Below are 23,167 nucleotides of genomic sequence, written 5' to 3'. Positions count from 1 at the left end.
CGAAGAGGACTATAAAGGAATAGACCTCGAATAAATCATGAATTCATCCGCAAACCCGCAAAACGGGGGCGTCGGCGCAACACAACGCATCGCACCCACCCCCGCCCCGATCAAACCTGCACCAACCCCGGAATCGCCACATCCGGATTCACATCCGCCTCATAATCCACGCCCGCGATCTCAAAGCCGAACAGACGCAAAAAGTCCGTCTTATAGCCGCTGAAATCCGTGAGTTCGTAGATGTTGTCGTTCGTCACCTCGCCCCACAGCGCCTGCACGCGCGCCTGCACGTCCGCGTCGAGTTCCTTGTAGTCCGCGCGCAAACGGCCTTCATCGTCGAGGTGCGGCGCCGCGCCGTACAGGCTGTCCTTGTAAAGGCCATAGACCTGCTCGATGCAGCCTTCGTGCGTGCCTTTCTCCTTCATGACCTTGAAGAGCAGCGACAGATACAGCGGCATCATCGGAATTGCGGAACTTGCCTGCGTGACGACCGCCTTGAGCACGGAAACGCGCGCATCGCCGCCGTGGGCCGCGAGCTTCTCGCGAATGCCGAGCACTTTCTGGTCGAGGTCTTTCTTGGCGGCGCCAATCGAACCGTTCCAGTAGATGTCGTGCGTGATCTTCTCGCCGAGGTAGGTGAACGCCGTGGTCTTCGCACCGTCGGCGAGCACGCCGGCTTCGAGCAGCGCGTCGATCCACATCTGCCAGTCTTCGCCGCCCATCACCGCGACGGTGTCGTCGATCTCAGCCTGCGTGGCCGGCTCGAGGACCGTTTCCTTGATGACTTCCTTGTCCGTGTCGATGCCGCGGAACGTCACGGACTTGCCGATCGGCTTCAGCGTGGAGCTGAACACTTCGCCACTCTTCGGATGCTTGCGCTTCGGCGCGGCAAGGCTGTAGATCACCAGATCGACCTGGCCGAGGTCGCGCTTGATGACTTCGATCGTGCGTTGCTTGACTTCGTCGGAGAACGCGTCGCCGTTGATACTCGTCGCATACAGGCCTTGCGCCGTGGCGAACTTCTCGAATGCGGCGGTGTTGTACCAGCCTGCCGTGCCGGCCTTGGTTTCGCTGCCGGCGCGCTCGAAGAACACGCCGAGCGTGGCGGCGTCGGCGCCGAACGCGGCGCTGATGCGAGCGGCGAGGCCGTAGCCGGTGGATGCGCCGATCACGAGCACCTTCTTCGGGCCGTTGGCGATGGAGCCGCGTGCCTTGACGTAGTCGATCTGTTCGCGGACGTTGGCTTCGCAGCCGGTCGGATGGGTCGAAACACAGATGAAGCCACGCACGCGCGGTTTGATGATCATGAAGCACCTCTTGTCGGAATTGCCGACATTATAGTAGGCCGCGATTGTTTGCCGGCGCGGCGTCTGTGCACCGCGGTTCCCTGACATCCGAAGCCGCTCACAGTGAGCCCAGGCGCGCCAAAGCCAACCGCACGGCTGCCAAAAAAACGCAAAAAACCAGCCGCTGCCCGGCGTCTTGGTAGGATTGCGCCTTTCCCAGCAGACGGTAAGTTAGATTGACGCGCCTGATCACCCCCCTCCTGGCGGCCTTGGACAAAGGCCTTACCCGAGTGAACGCGCCTATCGCGCGGGCCATGTGGCATGTGCGCCATCCGACCCGGCGCGGCCTCGCGTGGGCCCTCGCGGCCAGTCCGCTGCTGCTGGTGCTGTATGTGCTGGTGCTGATTCCGTTCACGCCCAGCATCGGCGATATTCGCAAGGCCAAGATCGAGCAGCCGGCGCAGATCTTATCGGCGGACGGCAAGCTGCTGGCCGAATTCAAGCCGTCCAACCGCGAGTGGGTCAAGCTCAAGGACATTTCGCCGAACGTGGTGAACGCGCTGATCGCTACCGAAGATCACCGCTTCTACCAGCATTGGGGCCTCGACTGGCGCCGCACGGCATCGGCGGCGCTGCATACGTTTTCCGGCGACCGCCAGGGCGGCTCGACGATCACCCAGCAGCTTGCGCGCAATCTCTATCCGGACGAGATCGGCCGCGCGCCGACGCTGACGCGCAAGATCAAGGAAGCGATCACGGCCTTCAAGATCGAGGCGCTCTACACAAAGGACGAGATTCTCGAGACCTACCTGAACACGGTGCCGTTCCTCTATAACGCGTACGGCATCGAGATGGCGGCACGCACCTATTTCGACAAATCGGCGTCCGACCTGACCGTGCTGGAAAGCGCGACGCTCACCGGCATGCTCAAGGGCAACAGCTACTACAACCCGGTGCTGAATCCCGAGCGCGCGTTGCAGCGGCGCAATACGGTGCTCGGTCAAATGGTCAAGTACGGCAAGCTGACGCCCGCCGCCTTTCAGACGCTGCAGCGCAAGCCGTTGCGGATCGATTTCGAGCGTCAGACCGAGCCGCCTGGCCCCGCGCCGCACTTCGCGCAGCAGTTGCGCAAGTGGCTCGCCGCGTGGGCCGATCGCAACGACTACAACCTCTATGCCGACGGCCTCGTCGTGCGCACCACGATCGATTCGCGTCTGCAGACCATGGCCACCCAGGCGGTGACGCTGCAGGGCAACCAGTTGCAGGGCATCGCCAATTCGGCGTGGGGCGCGCGCTCGGGCTGCTCGAACGGCCGCGATCTGCTGCAAACCTTCCTGCGCGAAACGCCGGAGTACCAGGCCGCGAAAAGCACCGGCCTGAGCGACGCGGACGCATTGAAGCAGGTCTCATCCGACCGCGCCTTCGTGCAGTCGCTATGCGAATCCAAGACCCGCGTGCAAGCCGATTTTCTGGCGATGGACCCGCGCAACGGTCAGATCAGGGCGTGGGTCGGCAGCCGCGACTTCATCCAGGATCCGTTCGACCACGTGCAGCAGGCGCGTCGCCAGCCGGGCTCGACCTTCAAGCCGTTCGTCTATGCGGCGGCTTTCGAAGCGGGCGCCAAACCGACCGACACGTTCGTCGACAAGCCCGTCGAAATCCAGTTGGCCGGCGGCGAAGTCTGGCGTCCGAACGACGAGGACGAACCGAGCGATCGCGCGATCAGCCTGCGCGACGCTCTGGCGTTTTCGCGCAATCGCATTACCGCGCAACTGATGGAAACGGTCGGCCCGAACAAGGTCGCACGACTCGCCCGCGCGATGGGCGTGCGGGACAGCGAACTGGACCCGGTGCCGTCGCTCGCACTCGGCACGAGCCCGGTGACGCTGAAGGAAATGGTCTCGGCCTACGGCACGATCGCCAACCTCGGCGGCTACGTGGAGCCGGTCATGGTCACGCGAATCGAAAACCGCAAGGGCGACGTGCTGGCCGAGTTCGCGCCGGTGTCGCCGAAACAGGAACTGCCCGCCGACGCCGACCGCATGCTGATCGACATCATGCGCGACGTCGTGAATCGGGGCACCGGATCGAGCATTCGCAGCCGCTTCGGGGTACGCGGCGACGTCGCGGGTAAGACGGGCACGACGCAGGGCAACGCGGACGGCTGGTTCATCCTGATTCATCCGCAACTCGTGGCGGGCGCGTGGGTCGGCTTCAACGATAGTCGCGTGACCTTGCGCAGCGACTACTGGGGGCAGGGCGCGCATAGCGCACTGCCGATCGTCGGCGATTTCTTCCAGCGCGCGCAGCGCTCGAAGCTGGTGGACAGCCGCGTGAAGTTCGCGACGGAGCAGGAGCCGGGCTGGTTTAGCGAGCGCACCGGCCGCTTGCGCGACTGGTTCCAGCAGGTGTTCTCGTCGCCTGAGAAGCCCGAGGCGACGGTGGTGACGCGCAATCCGACGCGTCGTGCGCCTAGCGCTGCGGCGGTGGTGGCGGGGGCTTCGACGGCGGCGTCTTCAGTGTCTTCGGCGTCTTCCGCTTCGGCGTCGGCGGCTTCCGCTGCGGCGGTCGAGCCGCGCGCGCTGCCGCCGTTGCTTGGCTTGCCTGCATCGGCGCCAGTGGCCGCGAGCGGACCGGTCGATGGCGAAGCGCGCGGTAATGGCGAAGCCGCTTCCTCGCCCACACCCACACCGGACGACATCGGGGCGCCGGACGCGGGCGGGGCGCCTGTCAATGCGCCGACAGGCGGTAACGGTTCACCTTGAGGGACGAGCCGGGCCGCCCTCAAGTCCACGGCACGTGGACCTTGTCGTTCAACCACCTTGGTCGTTCGTCACACGCTTGTATGGGTGCTCGGTAGAACGACCAGCCGGGCACCCATGCAAGCACGCGTCACCCAACTTACCGTCCCACCTGCAACGCCACTTACATCCGGTGACATTGTTAAGCCCCCCGCAACAGTGTTTTCAGTCGGTGAGGCTGATCTTCGTCGCACGATTGCGGATAATTTCATCCTCGATGAACCGGTTAAAAAGTGCAGGTGATATATGTTCAACACGGTCCCGGACCGACGTCCTGAACGGCAGGCGGCTTCCGTTGCGTTTGGCGGGCGTGGTTCCCAAGGTTCCCCGGCCAGCGGCTGGCGCGCGCTGATTGCTGCCGCGCTCGCGTGCGCAAGTCTCGTGGGGTGTGCGTCGGCGACCGACGTCGTCGCCACGGACAAACCCGGCACCTATACGGTGGCCGCTAGTGCCACCGGCGGCCGGATGGCCTGGGCGCGCGCACACGAGCACGCCATGACCGAGGCGCGCGACTACTGCGAGCGTCGCGGCATGCTGACCAGCGTCACGACGGAAAGCGTCAGCGGCGTGCAGATGCTGACCGAGCATGGGTCGTCGGTTAATTTCGAGTGCCACCCGAAGTTCTGATCGCGTATTAACGGTCGCGCTTGACGCGCGACTGCTGTTCGCTCATTCCCTCGCCGGTCGTCACGATAAGGCGGTAGCGGAAACGCCCGATTCTCCCAAAGCCAGTTCGCGCCTTGATTGCGAAACCCGTTATCCAGCGGGAATTCGTTTATTCGTTTCGTTGCTCGTTTCGTTGCTATATAGCGTCCCTCTTTGACCACCTATCGCGACTTTATCGGCGCGACCGGGGATGATATTGCCGATTCCGGAACCGGCGAATACGCCGTACTCGTGGCGAATGAAAAAATGCGGGCCGCGTGTGGATTTTATTGGCGCCGACTCGATTTATTTTATGCCAATGGGCATCATTTCCCGGGTTTGCATTGGCGAAGAAAGAACTGTTCGGTATTCTTTCGTGCAAAGTCAAAACCATTCCAAAGGCGCACAACAATGGCAACCTCCAGCGATAGCCTGACCCGTCCAGCGCGACTCCTGCAGCTCGCTTCCTGGGCGATCGCGATCCTGTTCGCCGTGTTTCTGAACATGCTCGGCAGCCTGGTGATCCGCGACATGGCCTTCGCGCCACGCGGCGGCCCGCCAGCCATCGAGCAATTCGCGGACGTCCCGGCAAAAGCGCGGCTGGACGCAGCGAAACGCGACCTGCAGGCGCAGCACGACACGTTGGACGAGAAGGCGCAAACGCTCGAGGTGGCGCATCGCCGCGCTGCCAAAGACTACGCAGACGCGAGAGAAAGTTTCCGCAACTGGCTGGCCACCCGCTCGGCGACGGGCGACAGCACGCGCGACCCGGACCTGCAGGCACGCACGCGCAAGCTGGACGCGTTGCAGGCGGTCGCGATCGTCTGGCAGCATCAGATCGATGCGCTCGACGACCAGCAGCGCGCGCTGGCAGCCAGGCAGGCGCAGTTGGACACGCAAAGCGCCAATGCGGACGCGGCAGCCGAACGCCGCTTCGACGAGGCGACGCGGCACTATGAATTGCAGGTGTTCGGTCTGCGGCTTGCGCTGACGCTGCCGATTCTGCTGATCGGGATCTGGCTGTTCATCCGCTACCGTAAAGCGCGTTACTGGCCGTTCGTCTACGGTTTCGGCCTGTTTGCGTTGAGCGCGTTTTTTATCGAACTGGTTCCGTATCTGCCTGACTTCGGCGGCTATGTGCGGGTGCTGGTCGGCATCGCGGTGACCGTGTTCGCCGGGCTGTACATGATGAGGGCGTTTCAGCGCTACGCCGAGCGCAAGCGTATCGAGTTGCAGCAGGATCAGGGCGAGCGGGCACGCACCATCGGCTATGACAAGGCGGTTCGCTCGCTTGAAAAGAAGCGCTGCCCGTCGTGCGACAAACAATGGAATCTCGGCGGCGACGACTCCACGTTCTGCGTGCATTGCGGACTGAAGCTCTTCAATATATGCGCATGCCTCGGCCGGAATTTCTTCTTCTTTCCGCATTGCCACCAATGCGGGGCCGCGCAGGACAATGCGGCGCCGGTTTCCGAGGCGGGTGCGTCGCCGCACAATCCATAGCGGGGAAGATCGTCTGAGCGAATCTGTTTATCGGATCTGAACCGGAAAGAAACAGTGCGAGGCCGCTCATTCGACAATCGCGCGCGGGTAAATCCTCGGGCGCGCGTACGGCTTTGACATCGCCACCAAAACGCTATAGTCCGGGCATTCTGCTCGACTAGAATCCAATGCGATAAACCGGCTGAAAAACGGGGTACTCATTTCAGTTTAAGAGGGCGCTCATTTCCAACAGTTCGGCGCTTGCGTGTCGAATGATTGCGTCGCGAGATTTCACCCGATCCATGCGCCGATATTCAAACCGCCCGTCCACGGCCGTCACGCCGCAAGCCGCACTAACGGCGCTCTCGCCGCGGCCCATGAGCGCCGCCCAGTGCGCGCTGATCGAGCGCCTCCACGCGTATTCGCTCGACGCACCGAATGTCGCGCTGCCGTACAGCGTGCGCCTCGCGCAGCGCGAAGGCTGGTCGAGCGACCATACCGCCGAGGTGATCGCCGAATACAAGCGCTTCACGTTTCTCGCGGTGTCGACGGGGCAGGTCGCGACGCCGTCCAAAGCGGTGGATGCCGCGTGGCATCTGCACCTCGAATACACCCGGGAATACTGGGACGTCTTTTGCGCTCAGGTGTTGGGCGCACCGCTGCACCACACGCCGGGCAATGTCGCGACGCTCGCGCTGATCGATGCCGGCGCGATCAGCTTTTCGCCTTACCCGAGCAGAAAGCCCTCCGTGAAGGCCGAGGACGTCGCCATGGCCGGCCGTTATGCGGCGGAGTGGCAATGGTTGCGGGCGAGAAAAAACGGCCGGGCCGATTACGTGGCGTTCCGCGCGCAATTGATGCTGCAGGAAAAATCGTTCAACGCGGAGTTGATCGAAAGCGGCTGGCTATGGAAGCGCGGTGGCATGCGCGGCTTGCTGTTCGTCGCGCGTGTGCTGGCGCTGTGTGTGGCGGCGCTCGGCTTCGCGAAAATTTGCGTCGGCATGAGCCGGGACCGGCCGGTCATGCTGCTGGTGATCGGCGTGATCCTGTTTGCGCTTGCCTACGTGATCGTGATGAAGCGGCTGCCGGGCTTGGGCCGCAGCGGGCCGACAAGGGGCGCGCCCTCAACGTACCGGGGGTGGTCGGCAGCAGCGGTTCTGGCGGCGGCATCGACGGCAGCAGTTGCAGCTCCAGCAGTTGCAGCAGTTGCAGCAGTTCCAGCAGTTGCAGTTCCAGCAGCTGCGGCGGTTGCTCGAACAACTAACCCGCAACCAAGCCGCACCTCAACCGCACCATCCCTCAGTTCACATACAGATATCGCACCAGGTGAAAAAACACCGGTGCGGCAAAGCAGATCGAATCGACGCGATCGAGCGCACCGCCGTGTCCGGCGATCATCGACCCCCAGTCTTTCGCCCCGAGCGAGCGCTTAACAGCAGACAGCACCAGTCCGCCGACGAACCCCGCCAGCACGATAGCGAGCGACATCAGAAACGCCGCACCGAAACTGAACGGCGTGATCCGGTAAAGCGCGGCCCCCGACAGCGTAGCGAGCAGCCCGCCGCCGATAAACCCTTCGACGGTTTTCGAAGGACTCAGCTTCGGCGCGATCTTGCGTTTGCCGAACAGCTTGCCGACCACGTACTGGAACACGTCGCTGATCTGCACCACCAGCAGGAAGAAGAACAGCAGCAGCGCGTTTTCGCCCTGATAGCCGGGAATATCCAGAATCAGCAGCGCGGGCGCGTGACTCAGACCGTACACGCACACCATCAGCGCCCAATGAATCTTCGAACTACGGCTGAGGAATTCATGCGTGTCCTGCGTGAGCGCGGACACCAGCGACAACGTGATGAACAGATGCACCGGCACGAAGATCGAGAACATGCCGTACCAGTTCACCCACAGCAGCAGGTACTGCACCGGAATCGCGATGAAGAAGCAGATAAACAGCGTGGTGTGATCGCTCGGCGAAGTAGGCGTCAGCGTGATGAACTCGCGCAGCGCCATATACGACACGAAGGCGAACACGATGTAAGTGGCGGTCGGCCCCAGGCCGATCGCGATCGCCATGATTGCGATCATTCCCCACCATGCGCGAATACGCTGATTCAGATTGGCGATGGTCGTGCTACGGCCGCCATCGCGCCAGGCGAGCAGGCCGCCGATCACCGAAGCGATCGCCAGAAAGCCGGTCAGGCCGGCCACGAGTTCCCAGAACGCGGTTCTCATCGTGTGTGTTTCCCCGTTGTTGTTATGCGAGTCCCGTCAATCCGCGTGGCGTACCGGCGAAAGTTCGACGATGCGCTCCCGCGCGCGCTGCAGAAAATCCGCCTTGGGCTCGTTGTCGGCCAGTGTGATCGTGGCGCCGAAATGCACCTTGCAGATCAGCGGCACCGGCCAGATCGCGCCCTTGGGCATGATGCGCTGCAGGTTCTCCAGATAGACCGGGCACAGCTCGACCGTTGGAAACTCGCCGGCGAGCCGGTACAGGCCGCTTTTGAACGCCTGCGGCAAGGCCTCGGCGCTGCGCGTGCCTTCCGGAAAAATAATGATCGAATAGCCGAGCCGCAACGCTTCGCGCACGGGCTCTAGCGGATCGCCGTCGCCTTCTTTCTTGCGGTCGATCAGCACCACGTTGAGCAGGTTATTGGCGATGTGCACCTTGGCCTTGCCGCGCTCCCAATAGTCGCGCGCCGCGACGGGCCGCACCTGCGAGCGCAACTCGCGGGGCAGCGCGGCGAGAATCGCCAGTGTGTCGACGTGGCTGGTGTGATTGGAGAAGTAAATCTTCTGCGTTGCGTTCGGTGTGCCGTGATGCCAGACCGGATAGGCGCCTGCCACGAGACGCACTACACCCAGCAGACAATCGCGTTGCCATGCGTGCCAGATACTCATTGAATCCGACTCATTGATTGCGCCATTCTGAACGCCGGTGGCGTTTCGGTCGCGGCATTATGACGATTTTTTTCGTCGATCACCACATCGATTTAAAGAGCAGGGTGATTCTTGACCTTTCCTCCCATTTAAATGACGATGTCGCTGTTTCTAATAGCTCGAAAAACAGGCTCGGGACAATTTCGTTTCCGGGCAATTCGCGTATGGGCTGGTTAACCCGTTTGAACTGTTAAATAAATATGAGCATCTACGCACTCAAACCGAAGTTCCAGAATCTGCTGCGGCCTTTGGTGCGCCAACTCGCGCGCGTCGGTGTAACGGCCAATCAGGTCACGGTGACGGCGGCACTCGGCTCGATCGTGGTGGGCGGCGTAGCGGCGGCGGGTTATTACCGGCTGTTCCTGCTGATCCCGATCTGGCTGTTCCTGCGCATGGCGCTCAATGCGATCGATGGGATGCTGGCGCGTGAATTCGGACAAAAGAGCGCGCTCGGCGCGTATTTGAACGAGTTAGGCGACGTGATTTCCGACATCGCACTCGTTTTACCGTTTCTGGTCATCGCCGCATTCAATGCTGCGGATATCTGGGCGTTCGCGCTGGCCGCCGCGGTGGTCGAGTGCGCGGGTTTGGTCGGGCCGCTGGCGGGCGCCACGCGCCGCTACGACGGCCCGCTCGGCAAAAGCGATCGCGCGGTGGTGATCGGCGCATTCGGCCTGTGGATCGGCCTCGGCCTGACGGTCGCGCCGTGGGCCACGTGGCTGTGGCGCGCGCTGGTTGTGCTGGCGCTCGTGACAATGGGCCAACGGGTGCGCAACGGGGTTGCCGAGGCGCGCTGAATCAGAAACCCGGCGGGGCACGCAGCCGGGCCGCGAGTACCATTCCACGTTCGAGGGGACTTCCATGACGAGCCGCACTGCCGGGGAACACACGTTTGTCACGCACGACGGCGAGGCGCTGTTCTACCGCCATTGGCCGGTTGCCGGCGAACGTTGCCGTGGCGCCGTGCTGCTGTTTCATCGTGGTCACGAACACTCGGCGCGCATGGCCCATCTCGTCGACGAACTCGATCTGCCCGAGCATGCGTTCTTCGCGTGGGACGCGCGGGGCCACGGCCATTCGCCGGGCGAACGCGGCTACAGTCCGAGCGCGGCGGCTTCGGTGCGCGACGTTCAGACGTTCGCCGAGCATATCCGCGACACCCACGGCATCGCGATCGAAGACATGACGGTGATCGGCCAGAGCGTCGGCGCTGTGCTGGTCGCCGCGTGGGTGCACGATTACGCGCCGCCGCTGCGCGCGCTGGTGCTGGCCGCGCCGGCCTTCAGCATCAAGCTGTATGTGCCGCTCGCGTTGCCGGCTTTGCGGCTCATGTACCGGCTGCGCGGGCGCTTCTTCGTCAATAGCTATGTGAAGCCGAAGCTGCTGACGCACGACCCCGAGCGCGTCGCCAGCTACCAGTCCGATCCGCTGATCGCGCGCGCCATCGCGGTCAACATGCTGCTCGATCTGCACGATATGGCCCAACGCGTGGTGGCCGACGCCGCCGCGATCAAGGTGCCGACGCAAGTGCTGATCTCCGGCGCCGATTGGGTCGTGCGTCGGCAGCCGCAGGACCAGTTTTACGAACGGCTGAGTTCGGCGCGCAAGGAGCGCATCGTGCTCGACGGTTTTCATCACGACACGCTCGGTGAGTTGGAGCGCAGCCGCGCCATCGCGCCGATTCGCGCGTTCGTCCTGCAGGAATACGATGCGCCGAGCGCGCCGGTCTCGTTGCTCGACGCGCATGAGCGTGGGCCGTTCTATGACGAATTCGCGGGTCTGAAGCAGCCGCCGCAGCCGTTGAAAGGCGCCTACTGGGCGTTGGTGCGCGGCGGTTTGCGGCTGTCGTCGTGGTTCTCTGCGGGGATCGCGCTCGGGTTCCAGCGCGGCTTCGATTCCGGCTCGTCGCTCGACTATGTGTACCGCAATCGCGCGGAAGGGCGTTCGCCGCTCGGCCGGCTGATCGACCGCAACTATCTCGAATCGATCGGCTGGCGCGGCATTCGTCAGCGCAAGATTCATATCGAAGCGCTGATCGCCGATGCCATCGCGCGCCTGCGGCGGGACGGCCAGCCGGTGCGGATCGTCGATATTGCCGCGGGGCACGGGCGCTATGTGCTCGACGCCATTGGCGCGGCCGCGCTGAGCCGGACAGGCATCGAACATATTCTGCTGCGCGATTACAGTCCGCCGAATGTCGAGGCCGGCCGCGCGCTGATCATTCAGAAAGGCTTCGGCACGAAGGCGCGTTTCGAACAAGGCGACGCGTTCGACGCCGAAGCGCTCGCCAAGCTCGAACCGCGCCCGAATCTGGCCATCGTGTCGGGGCTGTACGAACTGTTCAGCGACAACGCGATGATCCGCGCATCGCTCGGCGGCCTCGCGCGCTCCGTCGCGCCCGGCGGTTACCTGGTTTATACGGGGCAGCCGTGGCATCCGCAGCTGGAATTCATCGCGCGTACGCTGAAGAACCATCGCGGCGAGGCCGCGTGGGTGATGCGCCGTCGCTCGCAAGCCGAGCTCGATGAGCTGGTGGCGAGCGCGGGCTTTCGCAAGATCGCGCAACGCATCGACGAATGGGGCATCTTCACCGTCAGCGTCGCGCAACGGGTCGCGGACGTATGAGCGGCAGCGGCGCGCGCACCGACGCGGTGACGTGGCCACCCCACGCAGCCGCCGCGCGGCCGGCTACCTTCGTGCTGAAATGCGTGCTGCTGGCGGGCATGGGTCTGGTGTTCTTTTCGACCTATGGCTTCGCGAACTGGCTGGCCGGAAGGCATGCGAGCGTGCCTTCGTTCGCGTTCGGCTGGGAGCATGCCATTCCTTTCTGGCCGTGGACGATCGTGCCTTACTGGTCGATCGATCTGCTGTACGCGCTGTCGTTTTTTCTGTGGCGTTGGCGCGATGAGTTGCTCGACCACGTCAAGCGGCTGTTGACGGTGCAGGTTATTTCGGTGGTGTGCTTTATTGCGTGGCCGCTGCGCTTCAGCTTCGAGCGGCCGGCCGCCGGTGGCATGAGCGGGGCGCTGTTCACGTTGCTCGCGGGTTTCGACAAACCGTTCAATCAGGCGCCGTCGCTGCATATCGGTTTGCTGGTGGTGTTGTGGGCCGTGTATGCGTTGCAGGCGCGCGGCGCGTGGCGTTGGCTGTTGCATGGCTGGTTCGCGTTGATCGGCATTTCCGTGCTGACCACCTATCAGCATCACGTGATCGATGTGCCGACCGGCGCGGCGGTGGGCTGCTTCGCGCTGTTTCTGTTTCCGCTGCGGCGGGGCGATGGAACGTCCCGCGTGCGTGCCGTCGACGAACCGGTCACGCCCACCGTGCTGGCTCACGCCCGCCGCATTGCGCGGCGCTATGCGGCGTTGGCGCTGGTGTTTCTGATTGCCACCTGCGTGACGATTCCGCATTCGCCGTTCGCGGCGTTGCTGCTTGGCTGGATCGCGCTGGCCGTGCTGTGCGTCGCGATTGTCTATTGGCGTGTGGATGCCGGGTTGTATCAGAAGAGCGAAGCGGGCGGTCTCGCGTGGGCGACCGGCGCGCTGTTCCTGCCGACTGTGTTCGGCACGTTCGTGAATTCGCGCGCGTGGACGTTTCGTCATGCGGCGTCGTCGCCGGTGGGTCACTCGGTGCTGGTGGGACGTACGCCGACGCGTCGTGAGGTGAGGCTGGCGCGTGCCACCGCGATTGTCGACCTGACCGCTGAAATGCCCGGCTGGGCCCGGCGCGATCCGGCGATCCACTATGTGTGCGTGCCGCAACTCGACTTGCTGCCGCCGACGCTCGCGCAGTTGCAGCAAGCCGTCGCCGCAATCGAGATGTTGCGTGAACAGGGGCATACCGTGCTGGTGTGCTGTGCGCTCGGCTATTCGCGTAGCGCATTGACGGTGGCGGCGTGGCTCGCTGCGTATTTGCAGTTGAACGATGCACAGGCCGCGCTGGCGCTGTTGCGGGAAGCGCGTCCGCAGGTGGTGTTGCGGGCGCCGAGCGTGGCGTTGTTGCAGCGGTATATCGACTGGCGTTCGCCAATGCGGCATGAAGCGCCACACAACACGCGGCCTGGACCCGAGGTTCGATCATGAACGACACACCCGCCAGCGTGCAATTCAAAATCGCCGCGGCGCGCGGCCTGCTCGACGCTGGGCTGATCGTCGCGATCTGCACGCAGGTGGCGGCGTGGGTGGGGCTCGCACTCGCTTTCGCACTGGGGTCATGGCCGTGCGTCGCGGTGGTGTGCGTGAGCGGCGCGGTGGCCGTGCTCGCACTATGGCTGCTGATCCGCGTCGCGATCGATCGCCGGTTGTTCAGCACGCTCGCACATTCAACCGCGTTGACGAACGAAGACGATGCACTCGCGGCACTCGACCACGCGTTGCGGCGGCTCGGCTGGATCGATGAAACGAAGGCCGGACGCACGCTCGACGCGCGCGTGCGCGGCGTCGCCCGTCTCGTCCGGCTGGTGACGATACTCGCGGTCGTGCAAGTGCTCGTGATAGCCGTCGCGGCACTGATCGGCGCGTTCTGAACCGGCCGCGCACGCAATGACGCGTCGTCGTAGTCGCGCGAACACGCACCCGTGACCGCGCAACGCCGGTTCGCAGCCCTTATTCGAACGCCGTATCGTTCGGATTCGCGTAGACCTTTTTCAACGAGTCGCTCATCGGAAAGTCGAACGTGAGGTTCTTCGGCGGGACCGGCTTCATGAACCACTTGTCGTACATTGTGTTGATCTCCTTGCCTTTCATGACCTGCTGCATCGCATCGTCGACGACCTTCTTGAACTCAGGGTCGTTTTTCCGCAGCATGAATCCATAAGCCTCGGACGATTGCGGCGTGCCGACCAGCACCCAGTCAGCGGGCTTCGCCGTTAGCGAGCGCGCGCCCGCCAGCAAAACGTCATCCATCATGTACGCCACCGCGCGGCCGGTTTCCAGCGTCAGGCGGCCCTCGCCGTAGTCCTTGGCGCTGATGATCTGCATGTTCATTTTCTTCTCTTCGTTCATCTTTCTCAGGATGCGCTCGGACGTCGTCCCCTGATTGGTCACGACCGTCTTGCCCGCGAGATCCGGGAAATCCTTGATGCCGGAGTCTTTGCGCGTCAGCAGCCGGGTCGTGGCCACGAAGAATGTATCGGAAAACGCGACCTGGTTTTGCCGGGCGGCAAGGTTCGTCGTCACGCCGCATTCCAGATCCACGGTGCCGTTCTGTACCAGCGAAATGCGGTTCTGCGACGTCACCGGAATGAACCGGATACGCAGATCGGACCGTTTCGTCTTCGCCTTGACTGCGTCGATAACCTTGTTGCACAGATCCTGAGAAAAACCGATGACCTGGTTGTCGCTGTCCACATAGGAAAACGGGACCGACGTCTCGCGATGGCCGATCGAAATCAGGCCGTTGGTTTGAATCTTCGTCATGGTCGGCGTTGCGTCCTGCGCGAGCACGCCATGTGCGGCCGATGCCAGCACGGCCAGCATCAACAATTTTTCCCGGACCATCTCATTCCCCAGTGATATCGAACGATCGTTAGCGGCACGCCATGGCGCCTGGATCCATATGTTGCAGTAAACAAAATAATAACAACATATGTTAACTCCCTACGTGCGACGAGTTTCAGCCGTTGCGGCCGGAAAGGGTCGACGCTCGAATTCGATAGGGTTTCGATGGATCGCGGTACGGATCGTCAGGGATTGCGCACGATCGTGAGCTTTTTGCCGCCGGAATCGCGGCGAGTTACGCCGTTTTACGCGGGCTCAAGGGCGGAGGGCGAACCACGCCGGGCCTGCGGGCGGATTGGCCGCCGCGAAGCCCGCGTGCCCGTAAGAAGCGGAAACGTGTCTGTAGCCAAACTGTCGCGGCGTCTGACTACTATCGTCTCATCGCCACGCTTTGATGAACGGAGGTGTTGGATGCTTAGCCATCACGAACTCGCGACGCTCATGCTGTTTCGCGACACGGAGAAACGTATCGAGCCGTTGGACCCCGATGTGCTGGCGTTACGCCGATATGCGCTTGTCGAAGTGCGGCAGCGTCAGCCGCATGAAATGACGCTGCAATTGACGCGTCGGGGGCGCGAGTTGCTGGCGCGGTTGCAGAGCGACGAGAAAGAGTGAGCAGGGCGGCAGGTGGCGCGGCGCTTAAGGCGCCGGAGTCGAAGTTGCAGCCGACGCAGACGTTGTAGTCGCAGTCGAGGCTGAAGCCACCGGCGTGGACGCCACCACCGGCCCAGACGCACCCGCATTGCTCCCCGGCGCCCCGTCCCACTGCCAGCCACCCCCCAGATTTTTAATCAGCGTCACGCTCCCTTGCGCGAGCAACGACTGACTATCCGTCAACGACTGCGCCGCCTGCAACAACGTCAACTGTTGCGTCAGCACGCTTTCCTCGCTCGCCGTACCCGCCAGCAACTGCGCCCGCTGGCTCGCGAACAACTGCTGGTTGCGCTGATAAATCTCGCCATACGCCGCGGCCTGCTGCTGCAGATGATTGATCGTCGACAGACTGTCTTCGACACTCTGAAATGCCGTCAGCACCGCGCCGCGATAGTTCGCCACGTCTTCATCGTAAGTCGCGCGGGCTTCGCGCACCGCGGCGCTGCGCGCGCCGCCGTCGAAGATCGTCGCGGCCAGATCGGGCCCCAGCGTCCACACGCGGCTCGGCAGCGAGAACAGATGCGCGAACGCGTTGTGCTCGAAGCCGCCTTGCGCCGACAGATCCAGCACCGGGAAAAACGCCGCTTCAGCCGCGCCGATTTTCGCGTTCGCGGCGGCGGCGGTGCGTTCCGCGCTCACCACGTCGTAGCGCCGTTCGAGCAATTGCGACGGCAACGCCAGCGGCACCGAGGGATTGGCGAATGCGTAATCCTTTTTCGGCGGCAGCGAGAAGCCGGAGGGCGGCACGCCGATCAGCACGGCGATCGCATGCTCGTCCTGTTCGCGCGAGGTTTCGGTGGTCTGCAATTGTGCGACCACGATCTCCAGCGTGTCTTGTGCGGTCAGCACGTCGTCGTTCGACGCGGTGCCTTGCAGAAACGCGGTGCGCGTGATGTCGAGAATGCGTGCGTCGATCTTTTGCTGCTGTTTCAGCGAGTCGATATCCAGATCGGCCTGGCGTAACGCGAAATAGTCGTTGGCGAGCGTGGCCGCGATCGACAGGCGTTCGCCGGCTAACTGTGCGTCGCTGGCTTGCGCGCTCGCTTTCGCCGACTCGACCTCGCGCCGCACTTCGCCCCACAAGTCCGGCTCCCAGCTTGCCGTGGCCGTGGCGCTGACCGAATTCCGTATGCCCGCCACGGTGCTGCCGGTCGTGCTGCTGATACCCGAGCTCGCCGCGCCATTGCCGGTGCCGCTACGCGTCGCCGAGAGGCCCGCCGTGATCACCGGGAAGAGGCTCGCGCGGTTGGCGTCGACGGTGGCCTGCGCAAGCCGGTACGCGGCTTCGGCCGCGGCGATCGACTGATTCGCCTTGAGCGAGCGGCCGATCAGATCCGTCAGCGTGTCGTCCTGATAGACCTGCCACCATGTGCTGGACAGCGACGCTTGCGGATCGGCCTGCGCACGTTGCCAGTCCACGCCTTCCTTGAACGCCGCGGGAATCGCCACCGTGGGTTGGCTGTAATCCGGCCCGACCGCGCAGCCGGTCATGCACAGCGTCGCCAGCCCCACGCCCACCCCCACAACCGCGCTCAACACTCTGCTTTTCATGATGTTGCTTCCTTCCCGTGACGTCGACGGCGCAGACGCTGATACGCGCGGTCGAGCCACAAATAGATGACCGGCGTCGTATAAAGCGTGAGCATCTGGCTGAAAATCAGTCCACCGATAATCGAAATACCCAGCGGCTTGCGGAATTCCGAGCCGTAGCCGGAGCCGAACACGAGCGGCAGCGCGCCGAGAATGGCGGCGCTGGTCGTCATCATGATCGGGCGGAAGCGGATCAGGCAGGCGCGCGTGATGGCCTGTTCGGCGGGCAGATTCGATTGCCGTTCCTCGGTGATCGCGAAGTCGATCATCATGATCGCGTTCTTCTTGACGATGCCGATCAGCAGGATCACGCCGACCAGCGCGATGATCGACAACTCCGTGTTGGTGACCAGCAGCGCGATCAGCGCGCCGACGCCGGCCGAGGGCAGCGTCGACAGAATCGTCAGCGGATGCATCAGGTTCTCGTACAGCATGCCGAGCACGATATACACGGTGAGCAGTGCGGCGACGATCAGGATCGGCTCGCTCGCCACCGATTGCTGGAACACCTGCGCCGTGCCCGCGAAGCTGCCCACAATGCTCGCCGGCATGCGGAGCTGCGCGACGGCTTCGTCGACCTGCTGCGTGGCCTGGCCGATCGACGCGCCCGGCCCGAGATTGAACGACGCCGTGACGGCCGGGAAGGTGCCCTGGTGGTTGATCGAGATCGCCGTTTGCGCGATCGAGAAACGCGCCATCGCGGCAAGCGGCACCAATGCATTACCGTTCGACAGCACGGCGGCGGAGGGCGTCGCCGTGCGGCTGCCGGGACCGGCCACCGCCGCCGCGCTGGCCGCCGCAGCAGCAGCGGATGCCGCGTTCGCGGAGGTCGCGACGCTCGGCGCCGTGGCGGTGCCGCCGCCCGTCGAACCACTGCCCGAGGTGGCGGCCGCACCGGCCGGCACATAGATCGCCTTCAACGCGGCCGGATCGGTCCAGTACTCGGGCGCGAGTTCCATCACCACGTGATACTGGTTGGCGGACTTGTAGATTGTCGACACCTGGCGCTGCCCGAACGCGTCGTACAGGCCCTGATCGATCGACGCGAAATTGACCCCCAGCCGCGCCGCCGTATCGCGATTGACGACCACGCTCGCCTGCATGCTGTTGTCCTGCTGGTCGGTGTTGATGTCCTGCAGCATCGGCAGCTTGTGCATGGCGGCGACCACCTTGGGCACCCATTTGTCCAGATCGGTCTGCTCGTCGGCGGTCATCGTGAACTGGTATTGCGCGCCGCTTTGCCGGCCGCCCACGGTGATGTCCTGCGCCGATTGCAGGAACAGCCGCGCGCCGGGAATATTGGCGAGCGAGCGGCGCAACTGCGCGATCACCTGATCGGCGCTCGCCTTGCGCGGCCCGAGCGGTTTGAGCGTGACGAACAGCAGCGCGGTGTTGACCGAATTCGAACCGCCGACAAAACCGCCCACCGCCTGCACGTTCGGATTCTTCAGCACCAGTTGATTGATCTTGAGGAATTTCTGCTGCATCGCGTGATACGAAATGCTCTGCGACGCCTGCACCTGGCCGATCAGCCGCCCGGTGTCTTCCTGCGGGAAGAAGCCCTTCGGAATCACGATATACAGCAGCACGTTGAGCGCCAGCACCAGAATCGTCACGATCCCCATCAGCACCGGATGGCGGATCACCCAGCCCAGCGTGCGCGAATAGAAGCGGTGAAAGTGCGAGTTGGGGTATTCATTGTCGTCGTGCGCGTGGCCGGTGCTGCGCAACGCGATGCTGGCGAGCATCGGCGTGACGGTCAGCGAGATCACCATCGACATGACGATCGCCACCGATAACGACACGGAAAACTCCCGAAACAGCCGCCCGACGATCCCGCCCATCAGCAGCAGCGGGATGAACACCGCGATCAGCGAGACGCTGATGGTCAGCACCGTGAAGCCCACTTCGCGCGCGCCGGCCAGCGCCGCCTGCATGGGCGGCTCGCCGCGCTCCATGTGACGCATGATGTTCTCGACTACCACGATCGCATCGTCGACCACGAAGCCGGTCGAGATGGTCAGCGCCATCAGCGACAGATTGTTCAGGCTGAAGCCGAGGAAGTACATCACGCCGAACGTGCCGAGCAGCGACAGCGGCACGACGATCGCCGGGACCAGCGTGGTGCGCCAGTTGCGGAAGAACGCGAAGGTCACCGCAGTGACCAGCAGCACCGAGATCGCCAGCGTGATCTCGACGTCGAGCAGCGACGCGCGGATCGTCGACGTGCGGTCCATCAGGATGTTGAGCTTGATGGTCGGCAGGATCGACGCTTCCAGGAACGGCAGCGCGGCCTTCACGTTGTTGACCGTGTCGATCACGTTCGCGCCCGGCTGCTTGTAGACGATCAGCAGCACGGCCGGTTTGCCGTTCGACAGGCCGTAGTTCTCCAGATTCTCGACATCCTGCCGCACATAGCCGAGATCGGAGATGTGCACCACGTCGTTGCCGCTCTGCTTGACGATCAGCGGCGCGTAATCGGAGGCGTTGTACAACTGGTCGTTCGCGCCGAGGTTGTACTTCAGCGGCCCCACGGCGGCCGAGCCTTTCGGCAGATCGACGTTGGCCGTGGCGATCGCGCTGCGAATCTGTTCGAGGCTCACGCCGTAGTGATTCACGCGGTCCGGGTTCAGTTCGATTCGCACCGCGGGCAGTGCGCCGCCGCCCACCGTGACATCGCCGACGCCCGGCGTTTGCAGCAGCTTCTGTTGCAGCACGGTCGACGCCGCGTCGTATAGCTGCCCGCGCGTCGCCGAGTCGGAAGTGAGACTAACGATCAGGATCGGCGCGTCGGCCGGATTGACCTTGCGGTAGGTCGGATTGCCGTCCAGATTGGCCGGCAGGTTGGTGCGCGCGGCGCTGATCGCGGCCTGCACGTCGCGCGCGGCGCCGTTGATGTCGCGATTCAGATCGAACTGCATCGTGATACGGGTCGCGCCGAGCGAGCTTACCGAGGTCATCTGCGTGATGCCGGAAATCTGCCCGAACTGGCGTTCCAGCGGTGTCGCGACCGAGGTGGCGACGGTGTTCGGGTCCGCGCCCGGCAGTGTGGCCTGCACGCTGATGGTCGGAAAATCGACCTCGGGCAAGGGCGCCACCGGCAGCAGCTTGAACGCCAACGCGCCGAACAGCGCGATGCCGATCGCCAGCAGGCCGGTCGCGATCGGGCGCGCGATGAACGGTTCGGACAGGTTCATCGCGTCACTCCGCCTCGGCCGCGGGTTGGTCGCGTTGGCTGAAGCGATCCTCGACACGATGCATCGCGAGATACATGACCGGCGTGGAGAACAGCGTCAGCAACTGGCTGATTACCAGCCCGCCGATAATTGCGATCCCGAGCGGATGCCGCAATTCCGAGCCCATGCCGGTGCCGAATGCGAGCGGCACCGCGCCGAACAGCGAGGCCATCGTGGTCATCAGGATCGGCCGGAACCTCAGTTCGGCGGCGCGGCGGATTGCTTCCACGGCAGGCAGCTTTTCGTTGCGCTCCAGTTCAAGCGCGAAGTCGATCATCATGATGGCGTTTTTCATCACGATGCCGATCAGCAGCACGATCCCGATCAAGCCGATGATGTCGAACTGCGTGCCGGTGATCACCAGCGCGAGCAAGGCGCCGAGCGCCGCCGACGGCAGCGTCGACAGAATCGTCACGGGATGAATAAAGCTTTCGTACAAGACGCCGAGCATCAGATACACCACGATGATGGCCGCGCCGACCAGAAACGCCTCGTTCGACAGCGACGACTGGAAGGTCGCCGCCGTGCCTTCCAGCGACGCCTGCACGGTCATCGGCAGGCCGATCTGCTTCTCGATGTCGGTGAGCCGCGTGACGGCCGTGCCGAGCGTGTAGCCGGGCTGCAGATTGAACGACACGTCGGCATATGGGAACTGCCCCTGGCGGTTGATCGTGACCGGCGCGTGGATCAGCTTCATCGTCGCCATGCTGGCGAGCGGCGCGACGCCGCCTGACGAGGTATCCACGTAGAGACCGGAGAGCAGGTCGGACAGGTTGCCCGAGGTTTTGTCGGCGACCAGCACGACGTGATATTGATTCAACTGCGTGTAAATGGTCGACACCTGGCGTTGGCCGAACGCGTCGTACAGCACGTCGTCGATGGCTTGCGGCGTGACGCCCAGGCGCGAGGCGGTGGCGCGGTCGAACGTCAATTGAATCTGGTTGCCTTGCTGCGACGCCTGGCTTTGCACGTCGGCGAAAGCCGGGTCTTTTTTAAGCGCGTCGATCAGCTTGCCGGTCCAAACGTTGAGCACGTTCGGGTCCGTGGCTTGCAGGCCGACGCGGTAGCTGGTGGTCGAGATCGTGTCGTCGAGCGTCAGATCCTGCACCGGATGCAGGAACAGCCGCATGCCGGCGAGGCTCGCGGTCGCGTCCGACAGGCGCCGGATCACGGCCGCGCTGCTGTCGCGATCGCCTTTGTCCTTCAGGTTGATCAGCACGGTGCCCTGGTTGAGCGTCGGACTGGTCTGATTGATGCCGACGAACGACGACAGACTCGCCACCGCCGGATCCTTCAGCAGATCGCCCACCAGTTGCTGCTGCTTCTGCACCATGTATGGAAACGATATGCTCGGCGCCGCTTGCGAAATCCCTTCGATCAGGCCGGTATCCTGTTCGGGGAAGAAGCCCTTGGGCATCAGCAGCAGAATCGCGAAGGTCAGCGCGGCGGTCAGCGCCACGGAGAGCAGCGTCAAACCGCGATGCTCCAGCACCCAGCCGAGGCCTTGCACATAGCGGCGATTCACTCGGTCGAAGAAATCGACCCGGTGTTCTTCTTCGTGCGCCTTGAACATGCGCGAGCACATCATCGGCGTGAGCGTCAGCGACACGAAGGCCGAGATCACGATCGCGATGGCCAGCGTCAGCGCGAATTCGCGGAACAGCCGGCCGACCACGTCGCCCATGAAAAGCAGCGGAATCATCACCGCGATCAGCGACACCGACAGCGAGATGATCGTGAAGCCGATCTGCTTCGAGCCTTTCAGCGCGGCTTGCATCGGTGTGTCGCCGGCCTCGATGTAGCGCGTAATGTTTTCGATCATCACGATCGCGTCGTCGACCACGAAGCCGGTCGCGATGGTCAGCGACATCAGCGTCAGATTGTTCAGCGAGAAGCCCAGGCCGTACGCGACGGCGAGCGTGCCGATCAGCGACAGCGGCACCGTCACCGCTGGAATTACCGTGGCGGCCACCTTGCGCAGAAAGATGAAAATCACCATCACGACCAGCGCGACCGCCACCGCGAGTTCGTATTCCACATCCGTGACCGACGCGCGGATTGTCTGCGTGCGGTCGGTCAGCACGTCGACCTTGAGGGTGGCTGGCAGGCTCGCGCGCAATTGCGGCAACAGTTTCTGCACGCGGTCCACCACGTCGATCACGTTGGCGCCCGGTTGCCGCTGGATGTTCAGCACGATAGACGGCGTGCTGTTGGTCCAGGCAGCCTGCTGCACATCTTCGGCGGCTTCGACCGACTTGGCGATCTGCGCGAGCCGGATCGGCGCACCGTTCTTGTACGCGAGCACGATGTCGGGATACTGGTCGGCCGATTGCAACTGGTCGTTCGCGCCGATCGAATACGCCTGGTACTTGCCGTCCAGATTGCCCTTGGCCTGGTTGACGTTGGCGTTGCCGAGCGCGGTGCGTACGTCGTCGAGCGACAGGCCGAGCGAGTTCAGCGCGCCCGAATTCGCTTCGATGCGTACCGCCGGGCGCTGGCCGCCGCTGATCGTCACGAGGCCGACGCCGGAGATCTGCGAGATTTTCTGCGCAAGTCGGGTGTCGGCGAGGTCTTCGATTTTGGTGAGCGGCAGCGTGTTCGAGGTCAGCGACAAAGTCAGCACCGGGGCGTCGGCGGGATTGACCTTGCTGTAGACCGGCGGATAGGGCAGGTTGGCCGGCAGGTAGCTCGCGGACGCGTTGATCGCCGCCTGCACTTCCTGTTCGGCGACGTCGAGCGACAGCGACAGGTCGAACTCCAGCGTGATGACCGAGACGCCGTTCGAACTGGTCGAGTTCATCGTCTTCAGGCCGGCCATTTCGCCGAGCTGTACTTCGAGCGGCGCGGTGATCGACGAGCTGACCACGTCCGGGCTCGCGCCGGGATACTGCGTGTAGACCTGGATGGTCGGGTAGTCGACCTCGGGCAACGCCGAGACCGGCAGCAGGTGATAGCCGAGCAGGCCGGCCAGCAGCACGGCGATCATCAACAGCGTGGTCGCGATCGGCCGCTCGATGAAGGGGCGCGAGATGTTCATG

At 63.6% G+C, this 23,167-nt stretch carries 15 protein-coding genes and 2 pseudogenes; 10 read left to right on the top strand and 7 right to left on the bottom strand.

All coding sequences use genetic code 11. The features are described 5' to 3' along the window. Positions 1-110: 110 nt before the first annotated feature. Entirely contained in the window at positions 111-1,307 is a 1,197-nt protein-coding gene (fabV, locus tag GGD40_RS02840) for an enoyl-ACP reductase FabV (RefSeq protein WP_179704719.1), read from the bottom strand. A 215-nt stretch (positions 1,308-1,522) separates the two neighbouring features. Here fabV and GGD40_RS02835 point away from each other — a divergent pair, with 215 nt between their 5' ends. From GGD40_RS02835 to GGD40_RS37495, 5 genes and pseudogenes are all read left to right on the top strand, one after another. Beyond that, a complete protein-coding gene (locus tag GGD40_RS02835; RefSeq protein ID WP_179742733.1) occupies positions 1,523-4,051 on the top strand; it encodes a penicillin-binding protein 1A in 2,529 nt (842 codons plus the stop codon). A 282-nt stretch (positions 4,052-4,333) separates the two neighbouring features. After that, on the top strand, positions 4,334-4,714 hold the full coding sequence (locus GGD40_RS02830) for a hypothetical protein (RefSeq protein WP_179704710.1): 381 nt from the start codon (positions 4,334-4,336) through the stop codon (positions 4,712-4,714). 429 nt (positions 4,715-5,143) lie between these two features. Further along, the gene (locus tag GGD40_RS02825; protein WP_179704708.1) at positions 5,144-6,235 is read left to right on the top strand and encodes a hypothetical protein; all 1,092 of its coding nucleotides are present in this window, start codon (positions 5,144-5,146) and stop codon (positions 6,233-6,235) included. A 356-nt stretch (positions 6,236-6,591) separates the two neighbouring features. Further along, positions 6,592-6,900, top strand: a pseudogene (locus GGD40_RS37500) (glycine-rich domain-containing protein); the annotation flags it as partial. After that, positions 6,874-7,404 (top strand): annotated as a pseudogene (locus GGD40_RS37495) (TIGR04222 domain-containing membrane protein); the annotation flags it as partial. The pseudogenes GGD40_RS37500 and GGD40_RS37495, both read left to right, overlap by 27 nt. A 109-nt stretch (positions 7,405-7,513) precedes the next feature. On the opposite strand, the gene GGD40_RS02820 reads toward GGD40_RS37495, so the two are convergent. After that, a complete protein-coding gene (locus tag GGD40_RS02820; protein WP_179704704.1) occupies positions 7,514-8,446 on the bottom strand; it encodes a phosphatidate cytidylyltransferase in 933 nt (310 codons plus the stop codon). Between the two features lie 36 nt (positions 8,447-8,482). Next, positions 8,483-9,112: a lysophospholipid acyltransferase family protein gene (locus GGD40_RS02815; protein WP_179742732.1), complete on the bottom strand. Its 630-nt coding sequence runs from the start codon at positions 9,110-9,112 to the stop codon at positions 8,483-8,485. A gap of 239 nt (positions 9,113-9,351) precedes the next feature. Here GGD40_RS02815 and GGD40_RS02810 point away from each other — a divergent pair, with 239 nt between their 5' ends. From GGD40_RS02810 to GGD40_RS02795, 4 genes are all read left to right on the top strand, one after another. Further along, positions 9,352-9,948, top strand: a complete 597-nt coding sequence (locus tag GGD40_RS02810) for a CDP-alcohol phosphatidyltransferase family protein (RefSeq protein WP_179742731.1) — start codon at positions 9,352-9,354, stop codon at positions 9,946-9,948. Between the two features lie 64 nt (positions 9,949-10,012). Continuing rightward, positions 10,013-11,776, top strand: coding sequence for a bifunctional alpha/beta hydrolase/class I SAM-dependent methyltransferase (locus tag GGD40_RS02805; protein ID WP_179742730.1), 1,764 nt, complete (start codon positions 10,013-10,015; stop codon positions 11,774-11,776). Next, positions 11,773-13,233: a phosphatase PAP2/dual specificity phosphatase family protein gene (locus GGD40_RS02800; RefSeq protein ID WP_179744858.1), complete on the top strand. Its 1,461-nt coding sequence runs from the start codon at positions 11,773-11,775 to the stop codon at positions 13,231-13,233. Before GGD40_RS02805 ends, GGD40_RS02800 begins: the two co-directional genes overlap by 4 nt. Continuing rightward, on the top strand, positions 13,230-13,676 hold the full coding sequence (locus GGD40_RS02795; RefSeq protein WP_257030326.1) for a hypothetical protein: 447 nt from the start codon (positions 13,230-13,232) through the stop codon (positions 13,674-13,676). Before GGD40_RS02800 ends, GGD40_RS02795 begins: the two co-directional genes overlap by 4 nt. Before the next feature lie 79 nt (positions 13,677-13,755). Here GGD40_RS02795 and GGD40_RS02790 read toward each other — a convergent pair whose 3' ends face one another. After that, on the bottom strand, positions 13,756-14,649 hold the full coding sequence (locus GGD40_RS02790) for a glutamate/aspartate ABC transporter substrate-binding protein (RefSeq protein WP_179742729.1): 894 nt from the start codon (positions 14,647-14,649) through the stop codon (positions 13,756-13,758). A 411-nt stretch (positions 14,650-15,060) separates the two neighbouring features. Between GGD40_RS02790 and GGD40_RS02785 the strand changes: the two genes are divergently transcribed. After that, positions 15,061-15,264 carry a hypothetical protein gene (locus GGD40_RS02785; protein ID WP_179704691.1) on the top strand — a complete coding sequence of 68 codons (204 nt, stop codon included), beginning with the start codon at positions 15,061-15,063 and terminating at the stop codon, positions 15,262-15,264. Between the two features lie 24 nt (positions 15,265-15,288). Here GGD40_RS02785 and GGD40_RS02780 read toward each other — a convergent pair whose 3' ends face one another. Genes GGD40_RS02780 through GGD40_RS02770 form a run of 3 tightly spaced genes read right to left on the bottom strand, consistent with a single transcriptional unit; the run spans position 15,289 to position 23,166 of the window. Then, positions 15,289-16,854, bottom strand: coding sequence for an efflux transporter outer membrane subunit (locus GGD40_RS02780; protein WP_179742728.1), 1,566 nt, complete (start codon positions 16,852-16,854; stop codon positions 15,289-15,291). Continuing rightward, complete coding sequence (locus tag GGD40_RS02775) at positions 16,851-20,090, bottom strand: efflux RND transporter permease subunit (protein WP_179742727.1); 3,240 nt, start codon at positions 20,088-20,090, stop codon at positions 16,851-16,853. Before GGD40_RS02775 ends, GGD40_RS02780 begins: the two co-directional genes overlap by 4 nt. 4 nt (positions 20,091-20,094) lie before the next feature. Beyond that, complete coding sequence (locus GGD40_RS02770) at positions 20,095-23,166, bottom strand: efflux RND transporter permease subunit (protein ID WP_179742726.1); 3,072 nt, start codon at positions 23,164-23,166, stop codon at positions 20,095-20,097. Position 23,167: the final 1 nt, after the last annotated feature.

The sequence above is a fragment of the Paraburkholderia bryophila genome, from assembly GCF_013409255.1.
In the GTDB taxonomy this organism is placed as follows: domain Bacteria; phylum Pseudomonadota; class Gammaproteobacteria; order Burkholderiales; family Burkholderiaceae; genus Paraburkholderia.
Note: the sequence above shows the minus strand (reverse complement) of the source record. Positions and strands in the feature narration are given on the sequence as shown.

Coding starts and splice junctions, on each gene's coding strand:
- fabV (WP_179704719.1), bottom strand. CDS start 1,307: ATGATCATCAAACCGCGCGTGCGTGGCTTCATCTGTGTTTCGACCCAT.
- GGD40_RS02830 (WP_179704710.1), top strand. CDS start 4,334: ATGTTCAACACGGTCCCGGACCGACGTCCTGAACGGCAGGCGGCTTCC.
- GGD40_RS02825 (WP_179704708.1), top strand. CDS start 5,144: ATGGCAACCTCCAGCGATAGCCTGACCCGTCCAGCGCGACTCCTGCAG.
- GGD40_RS02820 (WP_179704704.1), bottom strand. CDS start 8,446: ATGAGAACCGCGTTCTGGGAACTCGTGGCCGGCCTGACCGGCTTTCTG.
- GGD40_RS02815 (WP_179742732.1), bottom strand. CDS start 9,112: ATGAGTATCTGGCACGCATGGCAACGCGATTGTCTGCTGGGTGTAGTG.
- GGD40_RS02810 (WP_179742731.1), top strand. CDS start 9,352: ATGAGCATCTACGCACTCAAACCGAAGTTCCAGAATCTGCTGCGGCCT.
- GGD40_RS02805 (WP_179742730.1), top strand. CDS start 10,013: ATGACGAGCCGCACTGCCGGGGAACACACGTTTGTCACGCACGACGGC.
- GGD40_RS02800 (WP_179744858.1), top strand. CDS start 11,773: ATGAGCGGCAGCGGCGCGCGCACCGACGCGGTGACGTGGCCACCCCAC.
- GGD40_RS02795 (WP_257030326.1), top strand. CDS start 13,230: ATGAACGACACACCCGCCAGCGTGCAATTCAAAATCGCCGCGGCGCGC.
- GGD40_RS02790 (WP_179742729.1), bottom strand. CDS start 14,649: ATGGTCCGGGAAAAATTGTTGATGCTGGCCGTGCTGGCATCGGCCGCA.
- GGD40_RS02785 (WP_179704691.1), top strand. CDS start 15,061: ATGCTTAGCCATCACGAACTCGCGACGCTCATGCTGTTTCGCGACACG.
- GGD40_RS02780 (WP_179742728.1), bottom strand. CDS start 16,854: ATGAAAAGCAGAGTGTTGAGCGCGGTTGTGGGGGTGGGCGTGGGGCTG.
- GGD40_RS02775 (WP_179742727.1), bottom strand. CDS start 20,090: ATGAACCTGTCCGAACCGTTCATCGCGCGCCCGATCGCGACCGGCCTG.
- GGD40_RS02770 (WP_179742726.1), bottom strand. CDS start 23,166: ATGAACATCTCGCGCCCCTTCATCGAGCGGCCGATCGCGACCACGCTG.